This window comes from Arthrobacter rhamnosi (assembly GCF_054510975.1).
In genome coordinates this window covers 514,678-537,551 of record NZ_JBTNDN010000002.1, presented here as the reverse complement: position 1 = coordinate 537,551, position 22,874 = coordinate 514,678, and the positions used below count along the sequence as shown (strand labels likewise).

The following is a 22,874-nucleotide window of genomic DNA, read 5'->3' as shown; positions in this document are numbered from 1 at the left end:
CACCAGGATCGACAAGGATCGACATGACACAGACCACCGACACACCGGCAGGCACGGCCACCACGGCCGGAGCCCGCGCCCACGCCCGCGACCAGCACCGCCGCACGGCGGACACGATGCGCCACATCCCGGTGGCCACCGCACCCTCCCGGCTCACGGACGTACTGCCCGACGGCGCCGCCGACCGCCTGGTCTGGTCGGAGGCGCTGGCCTTCGGCCGCTACACGACGCTGCACCTCGCCCGCGGCACGCGCCTCCGCCTCACGGACACGGGGGATGCCTGCGTGCACACCCTCCTGTACCGGGCCGGCGCCCTCCACGAACGCTTCAATGCGGCCGACACCGTCAAGGTGCCCTGGCAGGCCTACCCCGGGACCGGGCACCCCCTCCTGTCCGACGCCGGCCGCGTCCTGGCCACGATCGTCGAGGACACCTCGGGCAGCCACGACGCCCTGACGGGCGCCACCACCCTGGCCGGGAACACCGCCCGTTACGGGGCCGGGACGGCGCACAGCGACTCCCCCGCCGCACGGGAACTGCTGACCCTCGGGGCACTGAAGAGCGGCCTCGGCCCACGGGATGTCGCCCCGTCGCTGACCCTCTTCAAGGGCATCCAGGTGGACCCGGACGGCGGGATCCGCTTCACCGGCAGCGCCGGCCCCGGAGCGCACGTCGACCTGCTGCTGCACCTGGACGCCGTCGTCGTGCTGGCCAACACCGCACACCCGCTCGACCCGCGTGCCGACTTCACCGGCAGCACCGTCGGGATCACCGCATGGCGGGCGCCCGAGGACCTCGCCGCACTGGCCGAGGGACGCCTGATCGGGCCGCTGGCGCCCGAACACCTCCAGGCCCTCGACAACACCGAGCACGACCTCGCCGCAAGGAGCACCCGATGAGCACTACATTTCCGCAGCAGGCGACCGACGCCGCCCTCGTCCCGGGAGCCGTGGTCCTCGACGAGTACGTCGAAGCACGCGGACCGTGGTCCGCAGTCGTCTCCGCGGGCGACGTCCTCACCATCGTGGACCTCGACGGCAACCAGGCGGTCGACTGCCTCCTCTACGCCGCCGGTGACACCACGGTCCGGTACTCGGCGCCGGTCACCATCGCGCAGCAGCGCTCCATCGTCCTCACCACCGGCTCCGTGCTCCGCGCCGACACGAGCCTCGCCCTCATGACGGTGGTCGCGGACGAGGTGGGCGTGCACGACACCATCGGCGGCGCCTGCTCCCAGGAATCCAACACCCTCCGGTACGGCCAGCACACGCGTGAGCAGCACGCCTGCGTGGAGAACTTCCTCATCGAGGGCTCCCGCTGGGGGCTGGGCAAGCGGGACCTCGTCTCCAACATCAACTGGTTCATGAACGTCCCCGTCGATCCCGACGGCGCCCTGGGGATCGTCGACGGCCTCTCCGCGCCCGGCAAGCGCGTCGCCCTCCGGGCCGAGGTGGACACCCTGGTGCTCGTCTCGAACTGCCCCCAGGTCAACAATCCCTGCAACGGCTTCAATCCGACACCCGTCCGCATAATCGTCACACGCCCGGAGACTGCCGCATGAACCGCTTCGACACCCTGCTGGTGGCCAACCGCGGAGAGATCGCCTGCCGCATCATCGAATCGGCCCGTGCGCTCGGCCTGCGCACGGTTGCCGTGTTCTCCGAGGCGGACCGCGGCGCCCGCCACGTCCGGCTCGCCGACGAGGCCGTGCTCCTCGGCCCGGCACCCGCCAAGGAGTCCTACCTCCGCGTCGAGGCCCTGCTGGCAGCCGCGGCGTCCACCGGTGCCGGCGCCATCCACCCCGGCTACGGCTTCCTGTCCGAGGACGCCGACTTCGCGGAGGCAGTCGAGGCAGCCGGGCTCGTGTTCGTGGGTCCCACGCCCGACCAGCTCCGCACCTTCGGCACCAAGCACACCGCCCGCGACGCCGCGCAGGCCGCCGGCGTCCCCATGATCGCGGGCTCCGGACTGCTGGACGGCGTCGACGACGCCCTGGCAGCCGGGGCGGCCATCGGGTACCCGCTCATGCTGAAGGCAACCGGCGGCGGAGGCGGCATCGGGATGACCGTCTGCCGCAGCGAGGAGGAACTCGCGGAGAGCTTCCCCCGCGTGGCCCGCCTCGCCGGAGCGAGCTTCGGCACCGCCGGCGTCTTCGCGGAGCGGTACGTGGAGAACGCCCGCCACGTGGAGGTCCAGGTCTTCGGCGACGGCGAAGGCCGGGTGGTCAGCCTGGGCGACCGCGACTGCTCGCTGCAGCGCCGGCACCAGAAGGTCCTTGAAGAAGCGCCCGCGCCGGACCTGCCGGACGCCCTCCGCGAGGAACTGCACCGCAGCTCGCGCGCGCTGTGCGCATCGCTGGGCTACCGCTCCGCCGGGACCGTGGAGTTCGTCTACGACTCCGTCCGCCAGGAGGCCTCATTCCTGGAGGTGAACGCGCGCCTGCAGGTCGAGCACCCGGTCACGGAGTCCGTGACCGGCGTCGACCTGGTCGAGTGGATGCTCCGCCTCGCGCAGGGCGGGCCCGACGCCGCGGCCGTCCTCGCCGGTGTCCCCGACAGCGTCCCGGTCGCGGGCCACGCCGTCGAGGCACGGGTCTACGCCGAAGACCCCGCCCGCGGCTTCCAGCCCAGCGCGGGCACGATCACCAACGCCGCCTACCCGGAGGCGGACTCCATCCGGGTGGACACCTGGGCCGAGACCGGCAGCGAGGTCTCCACCAACTACGATCCCCTACTGGCGAAGATCATCGCCTCCGGCACCAGCCGCGGCGAGGCCTTCGACCGGCTGGCCGGCGCGCTGACCGGCACGCGGATCGACGGCATCGAGACCAACCTCGGCATGCTGCGCGCCGTCAGCACGCTCGACGTCGTCCGCGCGGCCGGACACTCGACCAGCACCCTCGATACGGTCGGTGATCCCGAACCACGCATCACGGTGGAGCGGCCCGGCCTGCAGACGAGTGTGCAGGACTGGCCGGGCCGCACGGGCCTGTGGCAGGTGGGCGTCCCGCCGAGCGGCCCGATGGACGACCTCTCCTTCCGGCTGGGCAACCAGGCCCTCGGGAACCCGGAGGGCGCTCCGGGCCTCGAGTTCACCATGACCGGGCCCAGCCTGACCTTCTCGCACGCCACGACCCTGTGCGTGACCGGTGCAGAGGTCCGGGTGACGGTGGACGGCGCCGAGGTCGCGGCCTGGGAGCCGGTCACGGTTCCCGCGGGCGGAACACTCGACGTCGGGAGCGCGGACGGCGCCGGCCTGCGCGGCTACATCCTCTTCGCGGGGGGCCTCGACATCCCGCTGTACCTCGGCAGCGCCTCCACGTTCACCCTGGGCCAGTTCGGCGGGCACGCCGGGCGTGTCCTCCGCACCGGTGACGTCCTGAGGACCGTGCCCACGGACTCGCCCACGGGATCGTCCCCGGTGGCGCTCGACGCCCGGCCCGCCCTGACGTCCCGGTGGGAGCTCACGGTGGTCGAGGGCCCGCACGGAGCGCCCGAGTTCTTCCAGAGGGAAGACATCGACGATCTCCTCGCCACCGACTACGAGGTGCACTTCAACTCCGCCCGCACCGGCGTCCGGCTCATCGGGCCCAAGCCCCGCTGGGCGCGGAACGACGGCGGCGAAGCGGGCCTGCACCCCTCCAACATCCACGACACCGCCTACTCCGTGGGCGCACTGGACTTCACCGGGGACACGCCCATCCTCCTCGGACCGGACGGACCCAGCCTCGGCGGGTTCGTCTGCCCCGTGACCGTCGTGGCGGCCGACCGCTGGAAGCTCGGGCAGCTCCGCCCGGGCGACACCGTGCGCTTCGTGCCGGTCCGCACCGTCCAGGCGCCCTCGCTGCGGGACCTCGGTCCCGGGCGGCAGCTGATCCTGCCCGACGCCCCCGAACTCCCGTCCGGCGCGGGCACCTCGTCCCTGCACCAGCACCTGGTCCGCGGCGGATACGGCGACGACGGCGTGCTGGCACGTGTGGCGGAGGAACCGGGCAGGCCCGCCGTGACATACCGGCGGTCCGGCGACGACAACCTCCTCGTCGAGTACGGCGACATGGTCCTCGACCTCGGCCTCCGGGCGCGGGTCCACGCCCTGCACCAGGCCATCGAGCAGATGCGGCTTGCCGGCGTCGTCGACCTGACGCCGGGGATCCGCAGCCTGCAGATCAAGGTGGACCCCTCCGTCCTGTCCAGCCGCCGCCTGCTGGAGGTGGTGCAGGACATCGAGAGCGCCCTGCCGGCCAGTTCGGAACTCGTGGTGCCCAGCCGCTCGGTGCGCCTGCCCCTGTCCTGGGACGACCCCGCGACCCGCGAGGCGATCGAGCGGTACATGGCCGGAGTGCGCGATGACGCCCCCTGGTGCCCGTGGAACATCGAATTCATCCGGCGTATCAACGGACTGGACTCGGTGAATGACGTCTTCGACACCGTCTTCGACGCCGAGTACCTCGTCCTCGGCCTGGGCGATGTGTACCTCGGCGCGCCCGTCGCGACGCCCCTCGATCCCCGGCACCGCCTCGTCACCACCAAGTACAACCCGGCCAGGACGTGGACGCCGGAGAACGCCGTCGGTATCGGCGGCGCGTACATGTGCATCTACGGCATGGAGGGACCCGGCGGCTACCAGTTCGTGGGCCGCACCACCCAGGTCTGGTCGCGCTACGCCGACTCGGCACCGTTCGAGCCGGGATCCCCGTGGTTGCTGCGGTTCTTCGACCGCATCTCCTGGTACCCCGTCAGCCCGGAGGAACTGCTCGACCTGCGCGCCGACATGGCGGCAGGCCGCGGGCGCGGCGTCGAGATCGAGGAGGGGACCTTCTCCCTCGCCGAGCACGAACGCTTCCTCGAGGAGAACAGCGCATCCATCGCGGAGTTCCGCGTGCAGCAGTCCGCCGCCTTCGCCGTCGAACGCCAGGCATGGGCCGACGCCGGCGAGTTCGACCGCGCCGATGCCGCAGCCGCCACCGTTCCGGACACGGAGGACCTGGTGGTGCCCGACGGCGCGTCCCTGGTCTCCGCGCCGTTCGCCGCCAGCGTCTGGAAAGTGGATGTGGCACAGGGCGAGACCGTCCTGAAGGGACAGCCCCTCGTCTCGCTCGAGGCCATGAAGATGGAGACCGTCCTCACCGCACCCTGCGACGGACTGGTGCTGCAGGTCCTGCCGGTCGCCGGGTCCCAGGTCGTGGCCGGCGAGGCACTGGTGGTCCTCGGCGCATCGCCGGAGCTCGAGCCCCATCCGTCGTCCACCCCGGAACCCGAAGCAAGCGCAACGGAAGAGGTAGCTGCATGAGCACCCAGGCAACCGACCGCGTACGCACCGCACTCGCGGCCCTCGACGCCGTGGACCGGCCCGAGATCTGGGTGACGGTCCGCACGGCGGAGGACCTCCTCGCCGAGGCCGCCGACGTCGACGCCCGGGTGAGCGGCGGCGAGGAGCTTCCCCTGGCGGGACTCGTCCTCGCCGTGAAGAACAACGTGGACGTGGCCGGAATCCCCACCACCGCCGGGTGCCCGGGCTTCTCCTACCTCCCGGAGGAGGACGCGGAAGCAGTGCGCCGGCTGCGGGCCGCGGGCGCCGTGGTACTGGGTGCGACCAACCTGGACCAGTTCGCCACCGGACTCGTGGGAACCCGCAGCCCGTACGGGGCGGTGCGCGATGCCCGCCGCCCGGAGTACATCTCCGGCGGATCGAGTTCCGGCTCGGCTGTCGCCGTCGCACTGGGCCTCGCGGACATCGCGATCGGCACCGACACGGCCGGATCCGGGCGAGTCCCCGCCGGGCTCCAGGGCATCGTGGGCATCAAGCCCACGCTGCACGTCGTCTCCACGGACGGCGTGGTGCCCGCCTGCCGCTCCTGGGATGCCGTGACGATCCTCGCGCGGGACCTCGCCACGGCCGAGCGCGCAATGGGTGTCATGGCCGGTGGGGCGCGCCCGTGGCCGTCCGCGGTACGCCTCGCGGCCCCGAGCCGGCCCCGCGTCGCCTACCCGGCCGAGCTGCCCGAGCTGTCCCCGGCCTGGGCTGTGGAATTCGGCCGCCAGGTCGCCCGGCTCGAGGCGGCCGGCGTCGACGTCCAGCCCCTTCCGATCGATAAATTCCTGCAGGCCGCCCGGCTGCTCTACGACGGGGCCCTCGTGGCGGAGCGCCATGCCGCCGTCGGAGCCTTCGTCGACAGCGCCACTGCGGACGGCAATCCCGCAGGCCTCGATCCCACCGTCGCCGGCATCATCCGCTGCGCCGGCACCCTGGCTGCCCACGAGTACGTGGCGGACACCGGCCGGCTGGCCGACCTCAAGCGGGCCGCGCTCGCGCAGCTCGAGGGCTTCGACGCCCTCCTGGTGCCCACGGCTCCCCTGCATCCCCTCCTCGCCGAGGTGGCAGCGGATCCGATCGGGGTCAACTCCCGCATGGGGACGTACACGAACTTCTGCAACCTCTTCGACATGTGCGCGGTCGCCGTGCCGGTGGGCGAGGTAGAGGAAGCCCAGTTCGGCGTGACGGTCGTCGGGCGCACCTTCGACGACGCCGTCGTCGCGGACATCGCCCGCCGGACCGAACGGACACCGGCTCCTCCCGCGCTGTTCGCCCCCGGAGCGGTCGGCCCGATGGACACCGCGGAGCCCTGGCCGCTGGCAGCCGGAGCGGCCGGCGTCCCGCTCGTCGTCGTGGGCGCGCACCGCCGCGGCCAGGTCCTCGCGCGGGACCTCGAGGAACTCGGCGGGTTCTGGGACGGTCCGGTCCGCACGGCCGCCCGCTACCGCATGGTGGCACTGGACACCCAGCCGCCGAAACCGGGCGTGTACCGCTCGGACGACGGCGCGGAACTCGTGGCCGAGCGATGGATCCTCTCCGAGGCGGCACTCGGACGCTTCCTGGCGGCGCTGCCCGAGCCCATGCTGCTCGGATCCGTCGTCCTGAACGACGGCACGACCGCCGTCGGGTTCGCCTGCGATGCGATCGCCGCCGCTACGGGCAGGGACATCACGGACTACGGCGACTGGCTCGCGGCGACGGCCCCGCCCGGACCGGAGGATTCCGGAACGGAAGCCACGAAACAGCGGTCCCATGGCGCCGTCCGGGACTTCCTCGTGACCGCGCTCGGGCGCGGCAGCTACGCCGACGTCGGGCGCCAGTAGCCGTGGCGTCTTCGGCGGGCACGCACGGCATCGACGACGGGACGACCGGAACCGGGTGGCGGACCCGGTGGTGGGGTGTACGGCCCGCGGGGAACGACGACGCAGGGGACTGGCATTATTCCTGGCTCCTGCCCGGTGACGTGGTCTGCCCGATACCGGGCAGGACCACTCCCCGGGAGGAGACCTGACCGAGCGGGGTCGGCGAACCGATCGCGGGGTGGCGCCGACGGCTGCCCTCGTGCCGTCGTTCCCTCTGCGGACACTTCCTGTCCGGGACAGCGAGCGCGGGAGGCCCCCTCGGGGCACAATCAGGGCATGACACTGCGCTGGTATTCAACCGTCATCGAGTCCACGGACCACCGGGCCCTGGCACACTGGTGGGCCGATGCGCTCGGCTGGGACATCATGTTCGAGACCGACGACGAGGCCGTGGCCGTGCCGCCATGGGCGCGCGACCTCGGTCCGACGCTCAGGTTCGAGCAGGTACCGCCGGGCCTCGTCTTCGTGCCCGTGGAGCACGAGAAGCAGGGCAAGAACCGCCTGCACCTCGACTTCGCTCCGCACACGAGCCAGGACCGCGACGCTGAGATCGAGCGGCTCATCTCCCTCGGCGCGAAGCGCATCGACATCGGACAGGGTCCGGATGTCAGTTGGGAGGTCCTCGCGGACCCCGACGGGAATGAGTTCTGCGTGCTGTCGTCGCGGGAGTACTAGAACTCCGCGCCGGACGACGGGAGATACCGCTCCGGGGTCGCCGTCGCGGTATCTTCCGTCATCTGGTCGGTCCGGACTCCAGCAGGCCGGCGCCGGACTACAGCTCGACGCGCTCCGTCTCGATGACTTCCTTGCGCACCTGTCCGCCCACGACCTCGTCCTGGGTGTGCACCTCGCGGCTCACCCGGACACGCTCGATGGGGACGACGTCCATCTCGACGCGCGGCTTCTCCTCGTAGAGGACCACCTCGACGGTGTCGCCGTTGAAGGCGGTCTCCACCGCCGAGTACAGCCGCTCCCGCTCGGCGTCCGTGTACGATCCCTTGCCGTCGTCGTAGAACGGCGTGCCGTCCTTGACGGGCACTCGTTCGACCACGAGCTCCTCGCGCCGGATCTGCACCGTCATGGTGACGTCCTCGGTGACCACGCGCTTGACGAGGCGCACGCGCTCCGTCTCCCGGATCTCCGTGCTCACGCGCAGCTGCTCCTCGGAGCGCGTCATCGCGTAGTCGCCCTCGGGACGCGACGACTGCGTGCGGACCGGGGCCGCGTCCGAGACGCGCCCGTCGGTCGCGACGTCGTCGTCCTTCGCTGCCATGAGGCCGTAGTAGCGGAGCAGGTGCTGCTCCTCCTCGGGGCTGAGGTGCCCGTCCTGGGACATCTTCGGGGAGTCGTAGACCTTGGCGTGGGTGTAGGGCAGGCGGACGTCGCGACCCTCGAGGGTGGCGCCGTTCAGGGGAGCGAAGGATTCCGGGTTCCCGACCTTGTGCGTGGCCACCGTGACCCAGCTGGGCTCCCCGGTGGCGTCGTCGACATAGAGCTGGCCCATGGGGCCCAGGACGGCTCCGTCCTCGCTCAGCACGTTGGCGCCGGCGTTCATCGAGTCCTTCATCTGGTCGAGCGAGATCATGGTTGCCCTTTCGAGGAGGTTGACTTCCCTTCACCGTAGGTCCCACCCGACCGGATAGCAAGCATGCTTACTACTCGGGGGTCGGCGGGCGCGCCCTCCTGGCCCTTCGGTGATCGGCCGTGACGGCCCTATCCTGTCCCCATGCCACTCCTGCCGAGGCCCATCCGCGCCGTGCGCGTCTCCGACGAATCACACCGCGTCACCACCTTCGAGCTCTTCTTCGACCTGGTCTTCGTGTTCGCTTTCACCCAGGTCACCGGTTTCATGGCGCACGCGCACTCCTTCCCCGGCATCCTTCAGGGCATGATCATCCTCGGCATGCTGTGGTGGTCCTGGGTGTGCTATTCGTGGCTCGCCAACCAGACGCACGTGGACGAAGGCATCATGCGCCTCGGGCTGTCCACCGTCATGATCGCCATGTTCATCGCCTCCCTCGCCATCCCGGAGTCGTTCGAGGACCTCGCGGGCGGCCTCAGCGGCCCCCTCGTCCTGGCGCTCGCCTACGTCGTCGTGCGCGTACTGCACCTGGTGCTGTATGCCTACGCGGCAATGGAGGACAAGCCGCTCCAGCGCCAGGTCCTCACGACGTCGGTCGCCATGGTGTCGGGGTCGGTACTCATCGTGATGGGCGCGCTGATCGGCGGCGCCTCCCAGACCTGGTTCTGGCTCGCAGGGCTGACCGTCGACGTCACACTCACCTACCTCACGTCCGCGAGCGGGAATTGGCGGGTCCATTCGGCGGCGCACTGGACCGAGCGCTACGGGCTCGTGGTCATCCTGGCCCTCGGCGAGTCGATCGTGGCCATCGGGGTGGGCGCATCCCAGGAACCTGTGAGCATCCCGATCCTCCTCGGGGCCATGTGCGGCATCGCCCTCTCCATCTGCCTGTGGTGGCTCTACTTCGATGTCACGGCCATCGCTGCCGAGCATCGCTTCGCGACGCTACGCGGCAGGGATCGTGCCTCCGCCGCCGTCGATGCCTACACCTACCTGCACCTGCCGCTCGTGGCGGGCATCGTGCTGTCCGCGCTCGGCATCGAGGACGTCCTGGCACACGTCGACGAGACGGAGGGCCTTGGCATCCTCGGCGCATTCGCGCTCTTCGGCGGCACCGCCCTCTATCTGCTGGGCGGCGCCGCTTTCTGGCGACGGGTGGGAGGCGGCTGGAAGAAATGGCGGCTCGGCGGTGCTGGTGCGCTGCTCCTGCTTCTGCCGGCCGCCGCGCAGCTTGCACCCCTCGGGGCGCTGGCCCTCGCCGCCGGAGTGACGGGAGTCCTCGTCGCGGCGGAGAGCTCCCTGTATGCCGAGACCCGGGACAGGGTCCGCGCCCGGCGGTGACCCACGGCGGGATCGAGGAGTCGTGCCGGAGCGAGGAGGCGGAGCCCATCGCGTCGGTGGTCCAGGCCGTGGGCACTCGGCCCGTCAGCCGGTGAGCACCTGGATGACGAGGAGCACCACCGGCAGGTAGAGGACCCCGGCCACGGTCTGCAGGGTGATCGTGGAGGCCATCAGCCTCGAGTCGCCGCCGAGCGCCCGGGCCATGACATAGGCGGAGGACGCCGTGGGCAGGGACAGGAAGAGGATCACGGTCCCGGCGGGTTCGCCGGTGAGGCCGAACAGCACGCAGCCGGCGATCCCCAGGGCGGGCATCACCGCGAACTTGACTCCGGTGGCGATCAGCACGGCCCCCAGGTTGGAGCCCATGCTCCGCAGGTCCAGTGCCGCTCCCACGCACAGGAGGCCGAGCGGCAGCGACGCACTGCCGAGCGTCCGCACGAAGTCGGAGATGCCCGGCGGCAATCCCGCACCCGTGACATTCAGGAGGATCCCGACCACGCAGCCGAGAATCAGCGGGTTGGTGACGATGGTCCGGATGGTGCCACCCGCCGTCAGCCTCTCCGCCCCGTAGCGCGCGAAGGCGAGCGTGCAGAGAACGTTCACGAGCGGGACGAGGATCGTGTTCGCGATGGCGGCGAGTGCGACGCCGTCGGACCCGAACAGGGCCAGGGCGATCGACAGCCCGAGGTAGTTGTTGAAACGGATGCTGCCCTGCAGGACGGAGGTGAAGGCCGGTCCGTCGAGGTCGAGCCAGCGCTGGGCGATCACCAGCCCGGCAGCTGTCAGGATGACCGGTCCGGCGAGGATCGGTGCCATCAGCGCGATCGGCAGGCCCCCGAGGTCCGCCGTCGACGTGCCGTGGATGAACAGCGCCGGCAGGAGGATGAAGTAGCAGAGCCGCTCGGCCGGCGGCCAGAAGGCCGGAACCAGGAAGCTCCGGGCACGGAGTGCATACCCGAGGGCGATCAGGCCGATCACCGGGCCGAGCGCCACGAGGGTCTGGGCGATCACCGGGCCGCGCCGGCGGGCAGGAGCCGGGTCACCAGCCCCGCGCCAGGAGCCACTCGGCGGCCAGGCTGCTCCACTGTTCCGCGGCGCCGCTCCCCTCGGCCAGGCCGAGGCCGTGCTCCCCCTCGGCGAAGACATGCAGGGCGTGGGGGACCGCCTGCGCGGCGAGGGCCTGCCCGAGGAGGTACGCGTGTTCCACGGGGACAGCCTCGTCCGCGGCGGTGTGCCAGACGAAGAACGGAGGAGCATCAGCCGAGACGAGGCGGTCCAAAGAGGTTTCCGCGCGGATCTCCGCTCCGGCGTCGGGCCCGAGCAGCTCGTCCTGTGAGCCGCGATGCGTCGCGAGTTCCATGGACACTACGGGATAGCAGAGGACGGCCGCGTCGACGCGCTCGTCATCGGAGGCACCCGGAGCAAGTGCCGCGTGCCCTGCGAGGTGGCCTCCGGCCGAGAAACCGAGGACCGCCAGCCGTTCGACACCGGCGGCCCGGACGCGGCGGATCTCGGCGCGTACGGCGTCGAGCGGCGCGGGATGCCGGGTCTGCACCGGGTAGGAGAAGACGCCGGCCGACAGGCCCAAGGAGCGCAGCCTTGCGGCCACGACCTCGCCCTCGTTGTCGGACAGCATGGTGTAGCCGCCTCCGGGCAGGACGATGACATGCGAGGACTCCATGTCACCACCGTACTGTGGCGCCGTCGGCCAGGGCTGCAGGACTGTGGACGGGGAGAAGCCCTGGCCTACGCGTGCAGGAGAACCGGCACGCGCCGGTTAAACGAGGACGCCCCCGGCGGGGCCAGGGGCGTCGTCGTGCTGAGGGCCTGTCAGCCCTCGCACTCGGTGCAGAACTTGTCACCGTTCTTCTCGCGCGCGAGCTGGCTGCGGTGGTGCACCAGGAAGCAGGACATGCACGTGAACTCGTCCTCCTGCTGCGGGATCACCTGGATCAGCAGCTCCTCGTGCGAGAGGTCGGCCCCGGGAAGGTCGATGCCTTCGGCGGTTTCGCCGTCCTCCACGTCGATCAGCGCAGTCTGCGTGGTCGCGCTGCGCTGTGCCTGAATTGCCTCGAGGGACTCGTTGGCCGGCTGGTCTTCCGGGCGAACGCGTGGCTCGTCGTAGTCGGTTGCCATGGGGGTAGATCTCCTTCTGTGGGCGGGTATTACGCCCAGATGCCACTCTCAACCTCGGCAGAGGCGGAAGTATTCCATATACCGGGAGCAATATACCCGGTCCGACGGATGTTTTTCTGCATCCTTCCGGAGCGCCCCGCTCTTTGTGACGCGGGGCGTCGGCATGGTAGGCGCCCATTCGTCCGATGGCGTGGACCGGTCGTCGCCCGACGCCGCCCCTGCCCCTGACCATCGAATCCCGGTTCGTGGACGGTGCCGTCGTAGGGTTGGTCCGACCTGTCCGGACGTCCGAGGAGCTTCCATGGCACCCGTTATCGGCCGCCGCGGCACGACGGCGACCGGCGTCCTGCCCGCGGCGGACGCCGTCCGCCCATGAGCCGCACCGCGGTCCTTCGCGCCAACGGCCTGCTGGACGCCGGCCCGATGGCGGCGATCCTCGCGAACCACGCCATCCCGGGCTGCGAGGTGGCGGACCGGACCGGGCACTCGCATTCGCGCCTGCTGGCGACGCCGGGCGGATCGCGCCGGATCACCGTCACCATACGGCCCGACGGCGTCGGACTCACCGCAGACACGGACGACGACGACGAATTCGCCCAGCTCGTACACACGACCCGCGGCTGGCTGGACCTCGACACGGACGTCGACGCCGTCGCGCGTGCGTTCGGGGGAGATCCCGTCCTCGGACCCTTGGTACGCCGTCGCCCCGGGCTCCGGGCCGTCGGGTACCCGGACGCCTTCGAGGCGGCGATCATGACCGTGCTCGGGCAGCAGGTGTCCGTGGCCGCGGGCGGCACCTTCGGTGGCAGGCTCGCGGCCGCGTACGGCACGGCGTCGCCCTCCGGCCTCACGGTCTTCCCTGCGCCGGGCACCATCGCCGACGCTCCGCAGGAGGAACTGCGCGCCGCCGTCGGCGTGACCCGCGCACGCGCCGCAACCGTGCAGAACGTCGCGCGCGCCGTCGTCGACGGCCTGTCCCTCGACCCCGGAGGCGACCACGTGCAGCTGCGGAAGGAACTGCTCGCCATCCCGGGTATCGGCCCTTGGTCCGCCGACTACCTCGCAGTGCGCGTCCTGCGGGACCCGGACGCCTTTACGCCCGGCGACCTCGTGGCCCGGCGCGCGATGGGCAACCCGAGCATCCGGGACGCGGACCGGTTGTCCCGGGCCTGGCGCCCCTACCGCGCCTACGCCCTCTTCCACCTCTGGACGGCGGCGACCTACCGCGGGGCCTAGGCGGGAATTGTCCGGCCGCTGCGCAGCGCGATCTCCAGCTCGAAACGCACCTTCGGGTTCCTGAGGTCCTCACCGAACAGCTCGCGCAGCTGGAGCACCCGGTACCCCACCGTCTGCGGGTGGATGCCGAGCTCGTCCGCGATCGGGGCGCGCTGGCCCCAGTGCCGCAGCCAGGCGAGCAGGGTCTCCTCGAGTTTCTCGCGCTGACCGGCCGGCAGCCCGGCCAGCGGTGCGAGCCTCCGCTGGGCGAGCTCCCCCACGGCGGACGGCTCCGCGGCCAGGACCACCTCGGTCAGGTGCTCGTCGGCCCAGACGGGAGGGTCGTCCTCGCCCTCGCGCGGCGGCAACATGGACGCCGCCAGGACCGCCAGCCGCAACGAATCGGCGACCTGCTCGAGCCCGCCGGCCGGTCCGATGGACGCACTCCTGCCGGTCAGGACCCGCTGCAGGTCCGCGCGGGACGCCACCCCCCGCTCGGGGACCAGGGCGACGGCGTCCGTCTCACGCTCGATGACGATCCCACCCGGTGCAAGCCTCTGGCGCAGTCCCTGCGCGCGCTCGAGCGGCAGCGTCACGACGGCGAGTTGGGCCGGCACGGCCCAGTCGGCGAGCGACGCCGCCTGCCGCAGCGACGTCTCGTCCGCCTGCCCGAGGAGCAGCAGTTCCAGCAGTTCCGCACGACGGCGGTCGACGGCCCCGGCCCGTTCGGACTGCTCGAAGGCGTAGGCCTCGGCGCTGACCGCGGAGAGTTCGTCGATGTAGGCCATGATCGATTCCCCGAGGTCCACCACCACCGCGGAGCCCAGGCCCTCCTCCATCGAGCGGCGCGACATCTCCCGGAAGGTCACGCGCGCACCCATCCGATAGGCCCCGAGCAGCGAATCCATGCTGCGTCCCTGGCGGAATTCGCCGCGGCCCAGGCCGGCCACCAGCTGGCGGCTCTGGTCGGACAGTGCGGGCAGGCTCGTGCCCGGCAACTCGAGGAACCGCTCCAGGGCGACGGCGACCCCGAGGCGCAGTGCGTGGCCGAAGCCCCCTTCGATCGGACGCGCATATGCCGGCACCAGCTGGGGGACGGTCTGGATGATGGCCTCGACCAGATCGCCCGTGAGCGGCCGGAGGCGGTCGCTCACCTGGGGCGGGAGGGCGAGCCAGGGCGGCTCGGGAGGAGTTCCCACAACCTCGTCAGAACTCATCCGGACGGCCCCGATCTATCTCTCCACGACAATGCAACTCCGTCAACTGTATGCGAAGAGTGAAGAATTTTAGCGGGAGAGGCTATATCGTTGGTGCAATGATCCGGTTCACGAAGCTGGCGCGTGTAGCCTCCGCGCTCATCACCCCGCTCACGCCGGAAGACTTCCTCGCCCTGTTCAATCCGGTGTACTCCTCCCGCCAGCTCCGGGGCGTCGTCACCCGCGTGGTGCGCGAAACCGAGGACTCCGCCACGATCTACTTCCGCCCCGGCCACGGCTGGCACGGCCACCAGGCCGGGCAGTGGGCGCGCATCGGCGTCGAACTGGACGGCGTCCGCCACTGGCGCTCCTATTCGCTGAGCAACGCCGCCGGGCACGATCCAGCCATCACGGTCAAGGACGCCGGCGCGGTGTCGCACGTCCTGGTCCGGGACACCAAGCCCGGGGACGTCCTGTTCCTCGCGCCGCCGCAGGGCGACTTCGTCCTTCCCGAGCACCCGCGGTCCCTGCTCATGCTCACGGCGGGCAGCGGCATCACTCCGGTCATGTCCATGATCCGCACGCTGGTCCCCCGACGCCCGGACGCCGACGTGGTGCTCATCAACTCGAACAGCACGCCGGAGAAGAGCCTGTTCCGCGAGGAACTGGACGAGCTCGCCGACCAGTTCCCCAACCTCACGGTCCGCCACTGGTTCACGAGCGCCCGTGGCAGGCTGGAGTTCACGGCCAAGACCATCGCGGACCTCTGCCCGGACTGGCGGTCCCGCGCCGCCTACGCCTGCGGCCCAGAGGGCTTCCTCAACTCGGCCGAGGAACTCTGGAACCGCGAGGCAGCCCTCGAGACCGCCCGCACCGCCCCGAGCATCACGGCCGGAGCCGAGGCGCAGGCCAGCACGGGCACCCTCACCATCGAGCGGTTCACCACCGACCTCACCGCCGGCGCCGGGCACGACGGCGGCCTCGTCACCTTCGAGCAGTCCGACCGCGAGGTACAGGCCGACGGCGACACCCCGCTGCTGGACATCGGCGAGGATGCCGGCATCCTCATGCCGAGCGGTTGCCGCATGGGCATCTGCCACAGCTGCCTCATCCCGCTGCGTGCCGGGCAGGTCCGGGACCTCCGGACGGGTGAACTGCACAACGAACCCGGCCAGCTCATCCAGACCTGCGTCTCGGCGGCCGCCGGGCCCGTGAACCTCGACCTTTAACCCCCAACGGAGGAGTCCCCATGACCACCACGCTGACCCGCCCGGGCGCCCTTGCGGCGTCGGGCCACCCCCTGGTCCGCCCCGACGCCGCCAAGCACCTGACGGACGAGCAGGTCGAGGAACTCGGCCGCGAGCTCGACGCCGTGCGTGACGAGATCCTCGCCAAGCGGGGGGCGACCGACGCCGCATACATCCGCCGCGTCATCAAGGTCCAGCGCAGTCTCGAGTTCGCAGGCCGCGGTACCCTCCTCTTCAGCAAGTACAAGGCCGCCTGGGTCGCCGGCACGGCCATGCTGAGCGTCGCCAAGATCCTCGAGAACATGGAGATCGGCCACAACGTGCTCCATGGCCAGTGGGACTGGATGCGCGATCCGGACATCCACTCGACCACGTGGGAGTGGGACTTCGTGACCCCTGCCCGCTCCTGGCAGCACACGCACAACGACCTGCACCACCGCTGGACCAACGTCATCGGCAAGGACAGGGACGTCGGATACAACCTGCTCCGCATGGACCCCGACCAGCCGTGGCGCCCCTTCAACCTCGGCAACCCCCTGTACAACGCCATCCTGGCGCCGGTCTTCGAGTGGGGCATCGCCCTGTACGACCTCGAGATCCCCGAGTACAAGGAAGGCCTGAAGTCCAAGGAGGACATGAACCGCGACCTCAAGGCCGTCGGCAAGAAGGTCCTCACGCAGTTCTCCAAGGACTACGCCGCCACCCCGGCCGTCGCCATGCTGACGGGTTCCGGCAAGCAGGCCCTCTACGGGACGCTCGCGGCCAACGCCATCCGCAACTTCTGGGCACACGCCGTCATCTTCTGCGGCCACTTCCCCGAGGGCACGGACACGTTCACGGAGGAGGAGGTCGAGGGGGAGACCCGCGGCGACTGGTACGTCCGGCAGATGATCGGCTCCGCCAACATCTCCGGCTCGAAGTTCATGCACCTGATGACCGGCAACCTGTCGCACCAGATCGAGCACCACTGCTTCCCCGACCTGCCGTCCAACCGGTACGCCGAGGTCGCCGTGAAGGTCCGCGACATCTGCTCGCGCTACAACCTGCCCTACACCACCGGCCCCCTGCCCAAGCAGGTCGCCTCCACCTGGGGAAAGATCTTCAAGCTCGCACTGCCCAACCGCAAGCCTCGGACCGCGTAAGGGCGCCTGGCACTCCGCCGAGCCGACAGGAAGGACCGCCGAAAGCGTTTTTCGGCGGTCCTTCCTGTTCTCCCGGTGCCTTACCGGAGGCACCGGGCAGCCCGGCCGGATCAGACGGAGGCGTCCTCCGCGAGGAGCGCATCGACCTGCCCGAGGGCGAGCCTGAGGCCCTCCTCCATGCCCATCGCGACCATCTGGTCGAGCTGTTCGAGGGACTCGAACGAGGTCGTCATCGTCATGCGCGTCCGCCCGCCGAGGTCCTCGAGGGTGACTTCGGCGTGGGTCTCGCCCATGTCCGCCACCGGCTCGCCGTCCTCGTCGGCGAACCCGTCGTCGAACGTCAGGCGGTGCGGTGCCTCGACGCCGGTGATGCGCCACCAGCCCCGCGCCTTCTCGCCGTCGGGACCGGTCATGTAGTAGGCCGCGCGCCCGCCCGGGACGAACTCCAGGGAGTCGAAGGTCGCGGGCCACGTCGGCGGTCCCCACCACCGCTCGAGCTGCCGCGGATCCTCCCAGATCCGCCAGACGCGTTCCACCCCCGCGTCGAACTCCGCGACCAGCCGGAAGTTGAGTGCCTCGGTGTCCTTCTCCGTACTGATGACCGTCATGATGATGCCTTCCTAGTCCTCATCCAGAATCTCTTCGATCCGTTCGACCCGCTGTCGCCAGATCCTTTCGTAGTCGTCCAGCAGGCGGCGGGCCCTGTGCACGCCGTCGACCTGTCCCCGCACGATCTGCTCCCGTCCGCGTTTCTCCTTGGTGACGAGAAAGGCTCGCTCGAGCACGGCGACGTGCTTCTGTACCGCTGCGAAACTCATGTCGTACTGCTCGGCCAGGCCGGATACCGAATACTCGGCGACCAGGACGCGCGCCACGATATCCCGCCGTGTCGCGTCGGCGAGCGCCTGGAACAGGCGGTCCACCTCGTCCTCACTCATCTGATTTACAACCATGTGGTTGTACGTTATGCCCGGTGAGCACGAAGGTCAAGGGCTCTTACCGCGGCATGGCAGGATGGAGCCACCTATTCCCGCGGGAGCCCCGGCAAGGGCTGAGAGGAAGCTGCTGCAGCTTCGACCGCCGAACCTGCCCCGGATCATGCCGGCGAAGGAAGCGAGAATGCAATGCCCCATCCCTCCATGGCATCCCCGGCCACGATGCGAACCACTGACGAACGGCGGGCGCGCCACGCCGTCCGGGGCGGGATCCTCGGGAACTTCGTCGACCAGTTCGACATCTTCCTTCCGGTCATCGCCCTCGCCCCCGCGGCGAGCACCCTGCTGGGTGCGGAGAATGTCATCGCGGCCGCCGGGCTCGTCTTCACCGCGACGCTCATCGGCCGCCCCCTCGGCGCTGCGGTCTTCGGCCCCATCGCCGACCGGGTGGGACGCACCGCCGTCACGAAGGTGGCCCTGGCCGGTATCGCCGCCACCACCCTGCTGATCGCCGCCGTCCCCGGTCACGAGGTCCTGGGCTGGGGAACGGTGGCGCTCATCCTGGCACTGCGGTTCCTCGGGGGCGTCTTCCTCGGCGGCGAGTACACCTCTGCCGTCCCGCTGGCCATGGAGTGGTCCGCACCCCGACGGCGAGGGCTTGCCAGCGGACTGATCATGGCGATGTCCCCCGTGGCCAATGCGACCATCGCGGCCCTGGTCCTCGTGCTGTTGGCCGTCCTCGGTCCTGGGTCCTACGCGGCCTGGGGCTGGCGCGTGCCCTTCGTCGTCGGCGGCATCCTGGCGCTCGTCATGCTCGGGTACTACCGGCGCCAGGTGGCGGACGCTCCGGTCGCCCGGGTCGCCGTGCCGCTCCCCCTGCGGGATGTCCTCGTCGGTCCCGACCGTCGGGTGTTCCTGCAGACCTTCACCCTGATGACCGGACTCTGGCTGCTGACCTATATGGCGATCCCGACCCTTACGGCCGAACTGACCAGGGCCGGCACCTTCGACGGACGTGGCGTCACCTTCGCCCTGCTCTGCGCCACCGCGGTCTCCGCCGTCGCCATGGCGCTCTGCGGACACCTGTCCACCTTTCTCGGACGACGGCGCTTCTTCGTCGGTTTCGGAGTGCTGGCCGCCGTTCTGGCCCCGGTGTGCTTCCTGTCCATCTTCGCCGTGGAGGGTCCGGTAGCCGTCGTCGTGCTCTGCGCCGCCCTGCAGGTGGTGACCGTATCGGTGTACGGGCCCGTCGGCGCGTACCTCTCGGAACGTTTCGCCGGCGGCGTCCGCTCCAGCGGCTACGGCCTCGGGTACAGCCTGTCCATCGTGGTGCCTGCGCTCTACCCCTACTATCTGCCTCCGCTCCAGGCTGCTTTCGGCACCTGCGCCCCGATCGCCGCCCTGCTGGTCCTCGCAGGCTTGCTGGTGGCAGCGGGCGGACTATGGGGCCCGGAGACGGACACGCGCGCACCCCTCGGCTGAGGGCGCGGAGGCCGCCTACCGAGACGGCAGAACAGGCGTCCCCGTACGCCCTGGACCGGTTATCCCTGCCTTTCCGACGGCGCGGAACCCGCCCCGACGGCGTGACACCCGTTATGGCGGGGGTCCGGCGACCCTGCAAGACTGGGCCCATGACCCGCGGAATATATGTGAGCGCCATGACCAACGGCTCCGGCAAGTCCCTGATCTCCCTGGGGCTTGCGGACATGCTGTACCGGCACGCCGACCGCGTGGGATTCTTCCGGCCCATCGTGGAGGGTGACGATCCCGATGCGGATCCGATGGTGCGCCTCATGCAGCGCGCGTTCGACCTCCCGGACAGCCGTGCGCGCGGGGGCCTGACCCGCGCCGAGGCCCGAGCCCTGCTGGTCACCGGCGACCGCGCCGAGATCGACGCCCGTTGCGTCGCGATCTACAGCGAGATCGCCGCGGAGTGCGACGTCGTCATCGTCGAGGGGACGGACCTCTCCGGGAACGACGCGGCCGTCGAGTTCGACCTCAACGCGCGCCTCGCCAACAACCTCGGCGCCATGGTGCTCGCCGTCATCAGCGCCAAGGACATGTCGGTCGACGAGGCGGCGGACACCGTCGACGTGGCACGCCGCGAACTCGACGCCGCCAAGGTGTCCCTCCTCGCGATCATGGTCAACCGGGCCGCCGATGACGCCGTCGCCGCCATCAGCGAGCATGTACGGCCCGGCCGTTCCGGCCGCCCCGTCTACGTGATCCCCGAACTGGCCGAGATCTCCCAGCCCACCGTCTCCGAGGTGGCCACGGAACTGGGCGCGCGCCAGATCGCCGGCAACTCCAACCTCGAGCGCGACGTCACCAGCGTGCGCGTGGCCGCCATGAACGTCGGCAACTTCCTGCACCTGCTCAGGGACGGCGCCCTGGTGATCGTGCCGGGCGACCGGGCGGACGTCCTCGTGGCGACCCTGGCGTCGTCGTTCTCCCCCGAATTCCCGGTGCCGTCGGCCCTCTTCCTGACCGGCGGTCTGGCACCGGACCCCAACATCCTCGCCCTCCTCGCGCAGGCGCCGTTCCCCGTCTTCGCGCTCGACGACGACACCTATACCGCCGCCCGGCGCGTGAGCGAGGTGCGGGGCGAGATCGCGAGCGGACTGCGCCGCAAGGCCGCGGCAGCCCTCGGCGCCTGGTCGCGGCAGGTGGACGAGAGCGAACTGCTGGAGCGGCTCGAACTCCCCCGGCCCGTCAGCATGACCCCCCTGCGCTTCCTGCACGAGCTGATCCAGCGCGCGCGGTCCGAGCGGCGGCACATCGTGCTGCCCGAGGGCGAGGACATCCGTGTCCTGAAGGCCGCCGAGATCCTGCACCGCCGCGATGTCTGCGACCTCACGATTCTCGGACCCGAGGCCCGGGTGCGGGAGCTGGCGGCGGGCCAGGGCGTGGACCTGACCGGCATCACCCTGGTCGACCCCGCGACCTCCGAGCTGCGGGATGAATTCGCCGCGGAGTATGCGCGGGTCCGGGCCCACAAGAACGTGTCTCTCGACCAGGCCCGCGAACGCATGCTGGAAGGGGCATATTTCGGGACGATGATGGTGCAGCTCGGCAAGCTGGACGGCATGGTGTCCGGTGCCGCCCATACGACGGCGAACACCATCCGCCCTGCGCTCGAATTCGTGAAGACCAAGGACGGCGTGAAGATCGTCTCCTCGGTGTTCCTCATGCTCCTGCAGGACCGCGTCCTCGTCTACGGGGACTGCGCGGTGAATCCCGACCCCAATGAGGAGCAGCTCGCCGACATCGCAGTGGCCTCTGCGGAGACGGCAGCCCAGTTCGGCGTGGAGCCCCGTGTCGCGATGCTCTCCTACTCCACGGGTGAATCCGGCAGCGGCGGAGCCGTGGACGAAGTGCGGCGCGCCACCGAACTCGTCCGGCAGAAGCGACCCGACCTCGCGGTCGAGGGCCCCATCCAGTACGACGCCGCCGTGGACGCGTCGGTCGCCGCGTCGAAACTCCCTGGCTCATCGGTGGCCGGCCAGGCGACGGTGTTCATCTTCCCGGACCTCAACACCGGCAACAACACCTACAAGGCGGTGCAGCAGTCCGCGGGCGCCGTCGCCGTCGGACCGGTCCTGCAGGGCCTCCGCAAGCCGGTCAACGACCTCTCCCGCGGCTGCACTGTGGAGGACATCGTCAACACCGTCGCCATCACCGCGGTCCAGGCCCAGCAGCAGCCGGCCTAGCTCCCCCGTCCGCCCCGCTCGCCCCTCTTCCGCCCCTCTTCCAGGACAGGACCCCATGATCATCCTCGTCATCAATTCCGGCTCATCCTCGCTCAAGTACCAGGTACGCGAGGGCGACGACGTCCTGGCGGAGGGCCTCGTGGAGCGCATCGGCGAAGCCGAGGTGCCCGACCACGCGGCCGCCCTCGACCAGGTGGACAGCGAGGTCACCGCGGCGCTCGGGGGGCGGAGCATCGACGCCGTCGGCCATCGTGTGGTGCACGGCGGGGAGCGCTTCAGCGAGCCCGTGCGCATCGACAACGAGATCACCCGCGCCATCGAGCGACTCAACCCACTCGCTCCCCTCCACAACCCCGCAGCGGTCACGGGAATCCGGGCCATCACCGAGAAGTGGCCGGACATGCCGCAGGTCGCCGTCTTCGACACGGCATTCCACCGCACCCTGCCCGAGCACGCATGGCGGTACGCCGTGCCGGACGAGCTGTACCGGCGGTTCGGCATCCGGCGCTACGGATTCCACGGGACCTCACACGCCTATGTGGCCCGCGCCGCAGCGGAGCTCCTCGGCACGGACACGTTCACGGGCGTTATCGCGCACCTCGGCAACGGCGCCTCCGTGACGGCCGTGCGCGACGGCCGGAGCGTCGACACGTCGATGGGCTTCACGCCCCTCGAAGGACTCGTGATGGGCACGCGCTCCGGCGACATCGATCCGTCGATCCTGCTGTTCCTGATGCGGGAGGGGTACTCGGAGCAGGACCTCGACGCACTCCTCAACCGCAACAGCGGACTGAAAGGCCTCACGGGCACCAATGACATGCGCTCGGTGACCGAGGCCGCCGAGTCCGGCGGGCACCGCGCGAAGCTCGCCATCGAGGTGGCCTCCTACCGCCTCGCGAAGTACGTCGGCGGCTACCACGTGGCCGTGGGCGGCGCGCAGGCACTCGTCTTCACCGCGGGCATCGGCGAGAACGCGGCAGCCTTCCGCAGCGCCGTCGTGACGAAACTCGGCGCCCTCGGCCTCGAACTCGACGAGGGAAGGAACGGCGAACGCAGCAGGGAAGCCCGGGCGATCAGCACGCCGTCGTCGGCCTTCCCTGTCCTCGTGGTGCCGACCGACGAGGAGGCGGCCATCGCCGAGGCGACCGCCGGCGTCGTCGGGACGTCCTAGCGCGTCCCCTCGCCCGTCCTGCCC

Annotated in this window: 20 protein-coding genes and 1 riboswitch; of the genes, 13 read left to right on the top strand and 7 right to left on the bottom strand. The window is 70.6% G+C overall.

From position 1 onward, the window contains the following. Positions 1–23 precede the first annotated feature (23 nt). The 6 genes from ACX80J_RS06870 to ACX80J_RS06845 all read left to right on the top strand — a co-directional run bounded on the left by ACX80J_RS06870 (position 24) and on the right by ACX80J_RS06845 (position 7,850). Positions 24–899, top strand: coding sequence for an urea amidolyase associated protein UAAP1 (locus ACX80J_RS06870; protein ID WP_459344296.1), 876 nt, complete (start codon positions 24–26; stop codon positions 897–899). Next, complete coding sequence (locus tag ACX80J_RS06865; protein WP_459344295.1) at positions 896–1,561, top strand: urea amidolyase associated protein UAAP2; 666 nt, start codon at positions 896–898, stop codon at positions 1,559–1,561. The genes ACX80J_RS06870 and ACX80J_RS06865 overlap by 4 nt, the downstream gene beginning before the upstream one ends. Next, the gene (gene uca, locus ACX80J_RS06860) at positions 1,558–5,289 is read left to right on the top strand and encodes an urea carboxylase (RefSeq protein ID WP_459347241.1); all 3,732 of its coding nucleotides are present in this window, start codon (positions 1,558–1,560) and stop codon (positions 5,287–5,289) included. Before ACX80J_RS06865 ends, uca begins: the two co-directional genes overlap by 4 nt. After that, positions 5,286–7,136 carry an allophanate hydrolase gene (atzF, locus tag ACX80J_RS06855; RefSeq protein ID WP_459347240.1) on the top strand — a complete coding sequence of 617 codons (1,851 nt, stop codon included), beginning with the start codon at positions 5,286–5,288 and terminating at the stop codon, positions 7,134–7,136. Before uca ends, atzF begins: the two co-directional genes overlap by 4 nt. 2 nt (positions 7,137–7,138) lie before the next feature. Beyond that, the gene (locus ACX80J_RS06850; RefSeq protein WP_459344292.1) at positions 7,139–7,324 is read left to right on the top strand and encodes a hypothetical protein; all 186 of its coding nucleotides are present in this window, start codon (positions 7,139–7,141) and stop codon (positions 7,322–7,324) included. A gap of 127 nt (positions 7,325–7,451) precedes the next feature. Then, positions 7,452–7,850, top strand: a complete 399-nt coding sequence (locus ACX80J_RS06845; protein WP_459344291.1) for a VOC family protein — start codon at positions 7,452–7,454, stop codon at positions 7,848–7,850. 97 nt (positions 7,851–7,947) lie between these two features. On the opposite strand, the gene ACX80J_RS06840 is transcribed toward ACX80J_RS06845, so the two are convergent. Beyond that, the gene (locus ACX80J_RS06840; RefSeq protein WP_459344290.1) at positions 7,948–8,760 is read right to left on the bottom strand and encodes a YsnF/AvaK domain-containing protein; all 813 of its coding nucleotides are present in this window, start codon (positions 8,758–8,760) and stop codon (positions 7,948–7,950) included. Positions 8,761–8,901: 141 nt separating this feature from the next. Between ACX80J_RS06840 and ACX80J_RS06835 the strand changes: the two genes are divergently transcribed. Then, entirely contained in the window at positions 8,902–10,098 is a 1,197-nt protein-coding gene (locus ACX80J_RS06835; protein ID WP_459344289.1) for a low temperature requirement protein A, read from the top strand. An 84-nt stretch (positions 10,099–10,182) separates the two neighbouring features. Here ACX80J_RS06835 and ACX80J_RS06830 read toward each other — a convergent pair whose 3' ends face one another. The 3 genes from ACX80J_RS06830 to ACX80J_RS06820 all read right to left on the bottom strand — a co-directional run bounded on the left by ACX80J_RS06830 (position 10,183) and on the right by ACX80J_RS06820 (position 12,234). After that, complete coding sequence (locus tag ACX80J_RS06830) at positions 10,183–11,109, bottom strand: AEC family transporter (RefSeq protein ID WP_459344288.1); 927 nt, start codon at positions 11,107–11,109, stop codon at positions 10,183–10,185. A gap of 28 nt (positions 11,110–11,137) precedes the next feature. Next, entirely contained in the window at positions 11,138–11,779 is a 642-nt protein-coding gene (locus tag ACX80J_RS06825; protein ID WP_459344287.1) for an alpha/beta hydrolase, read from the bottom strand. 149 nt (positions 11,780–11,928) lie between these two features. After that, a complete protein-coding gene (locus tag ACX80J_RS06820; protein WP_087072246.1) occupies positions 11,929–12,234 on the bottom strand; it encodes a DUF4193 domain-containing protein in 306 nt (101 codons plus the stop codon). 372 nt (positions 12,235–12,606) lie between these two features. On the opposite strand from ACX80J_RS06820, the gene ACX80J_RS06815 reads away from it, so the two are divergent. Continuing rightward, the gene (locus ACX80J_RS06815; protein WP_459347239.1) at positions 12,607–13,470 is read left to right on the top strand and encodes a DNA-3-methyladenine glycosylase family protein; all 864 of its coding nucleotides are present in this window, start codon (positions 12,607–12,609) and stop codon (positions 13,468–13,470) included. Here ACX80J_RS06815 and ACX80J_RS06810 read toward each other — a convergent pair. After that, positions 13,467–14,666, bottom strand: a complete 1,200-nt coding sequence (locus tag ACX80J_RS06810) for a PucR family transcriptional regulator (protein WP_459347238.1) — start codon at positions 14,664–14,666, stop codon at positions 13,467–13,469. The genes ACX80J_RS06815 and ACX80J_RS06810 overlap by 4 nt on opposite strands. A gap of 98 nt (positions 14,667–14,764) precedes the next feature. Between ACX80J_RS06810 and ACX80J_RS06805 the strand changes: the two genes are divergently transcribed. Next, positions 14,765–15,874, top strand: coding sequence for a ferredoxin reductase (locus tag ACX80J_RS06805; protein WP_459313210.1), 1,110 nt, complete (start codon positions 14,765–14,767; stop codon positions 15,872–15,874). Between the two features lie 20 nt (positions 15,875–15,894). Continuing rightward, complete coding sequence (locus ACX80J_RS06800) at positions 15,895–17,034, top strand: fatty acid desaturase family protein (RefSeq protein WP_459344283.1); 1,140 nt, start codon at positions 15,895–15,897, stop codon at positions 17,032–17,034. A gap of 110 nt (positions 17,035–17,144) precedes the next feature. On the opposite strand, the gene ACX80J_RS06795 is transcribed toward ACX80J_RS06800, so the two are convergent. Further along, positions 17,145–17,642 (bottom strand): SRPBCC family protein, encoded by a 498-nt coding sequence (locus ACX80J_RS06795; protein ID WP_459347237.1) that lies wholly within the window; start codon positions 17,640–17,642, stop codon positions 17,145–17,147. 12 nt (positions 17,643–17,654) lie between these two features. Further along, entirely contained in the window at positions 17,655–17,987 is a 333-nt protein-coding gene (locus ACX80J_RS06790) for an ArsR/SmtB family transcription factor (RefSeq protein ID WP_459344281.1), read from the bottom strand. Between the two features lie 69 nt (positions 17,988–18,056). Next, positions 18,057–18,164, top strand: a riboswitch (TPP riboswitch). A gap of 27 nt (positions 18,165–18,191) precedes the next feature. On the opposite strand from ACX80J_RS06790, the gene ACX80J_RS06785 reads away from it, so the two are divergent. The 3 genes from ACX80J_RS06785 (at position 18,192) to ACX80J_RS06775 (ending at position 22,850) form a co-directional block, all read left to right on the top strand. Then, positions 18,192–19,451: an MFS transporter gene (locus ACX80J_RS06785; RefSeq protein ID WP_459347236.1), complete on the top strand. Its 1,260-nt coding sequence runs from the start codon at positions 18,192–18,194 to the stop codon at positions 19,449–19,451. A gap of 149 nt (positions 19,452–19,600) precedes the next feature. Then, positions 19,601–21,679 carry a phosphate acetyltransferase gene (pta, locus tag ACX80J_RS06780; protein ID WP_459344279.1) on the top strand — a complete coding sequence of 693 codons (2,079 nt, stop codon included), beginning with the start codon at positions 19,601–19,603 and terminating at the stop codon, positions 21,677–21,679. 55 nt (positions 21,680–21,734) lie between these two features. Beyond that, on the top strand, positions 21,735–22,850 hold the full coding sequence (locus ACX80J_RS06775) for an acetate/propionate family kinase (protein WP_459347235.1): 1,116 nt from the start codon (positions 21,735–21,737) through the stop codon (positions 22,848–22,850). Positions 22,851–22,874 lie beyond the last annotated feature (24 nt).

Bases quoted from the DNA above. Each gene is read 5' to 3' on its own strand.
- ACX80J_RS06870 (WP_459344296.1), top strand. From the start codon at position 24: ATGACACAGACCACCGACACACCGGCAGGCACGGCCACCACGGCCGGA.
- ACX80J_RS06865 (WP_459344295.1), top strand. From the start codon at position 896: ATGAGCACTACATTTCCGCAGCAGGCGACCGACGCCGCCCTCGTCCCG.
- uca (WP_459347241.1), top strand. From the start codon at position 1,558: ATGAACCGCTTCGACACCCTGCTGGTGGCCAACCGCGGAGAGATCGCC.
- atzF (WP_459347240.1), top strand. From the start codon at position 5,286: ATGAGCACCCAGGCAACCGACCGCGTACGCACCGCACTCGCGGCCCTC.
- ACX80J_RS06845 (WP_459344291.1), top strand. From the start codon at position 7,452: ATGACACTGCGCTGGTATTCAACCGTCATCGAGTCCACGGACCACCGG.
- ACX80J_RS06840 (WP_459344290.1), bottom strand. From the start codon at position 8,760: ATGATCTCGCTCGACCAGATGAAGGACTCGATGAACGCCGGCGCCAAC.
- ACX80J_RS06835 (WP_459344289.1), top strand. From the start codon at position 8,902: ATGCCACTCCTGCCGAGGCCCATCCGCGCCGTGCGCGTCTCCGACGAA.
- ACX80J_RS06825 (WP_459344287.1), bottom strand. From the start codon at position 11,779: ATGGAGTCCTCGCATGTCATCGTCCTGCCCGGAGGCGGCTACACCATG.
- ACX80J_RS06820 (WP_087072246.1), bottom strand. From the start codon at position 12,234: ATGGCAACCGACTACGACGAGCCACGCGTTCGCCCGGAAGACCAGCCG.
- ACX80J_RS06815 (WP_459347239.1), top strand. From the start codon at position 12,607: ATGAGCCGCACCGCGGTCCTTCGCGCCAACGGCCTGCTGGACGCCGGC.
- ACX80J_RS06810 (WP_459347238.1), bottom strand. From the start codon at position 14,666: ATGAGTTCTGACGAGGTTGTGGGAACTCCTCCCGAGCCGCCCTGGCTC.
- ACX80J_RS06805 (WP_459313210.1), top strand. From the start codon at position 14,765: ATGATCCGGTTCACGAAGCTGGCGCGTGTAGCCTCCGCGCTCATCACC.
- ACX80J_RS06800 (WP_459344283.1), top strand. From the start codon at position 15,895: ATGACCACCACGCTGACCCGCCCGGGCGCCCTTGCGGCGTCGGGCCAC.
- ACX80J_RS06795 (WP_459347237.1), bottom strand. From the start codon at position 17,642: ATGACGGTCATCAGTACGGAGAAGGACACCGAGGCACTCAACTTCCGG.
- ACX80J_RS06790 (WP_459344281.1), bottom strand. From the start codon at position 17,987: ATGGTTGTAAATCAGATGAGTGAGGACGAGGTGGACCGCCTGTTCCAG.
- ACX80J_RS06785 (WP_459347236.1), top strand. From the start codon at position 18,192: ATGCGAACCACTGACGAACGGCGGGCGCGCCACGCCGTCCGGGGCGGG.
- pta (WP_459344279.1), top strand. From the start codon at position 19,601: ATGACCCGCGGAATATATGTGAGCGCCATGACCAACGGCTCCGGCAAG.
- ACX80J_RS06775 (WP_459347235.1), top strand. From the start codon at position 21,735: ATGATCATCCTCGTCATCAATTCCGGCTCATCCTCGCTCAAGTACCAG.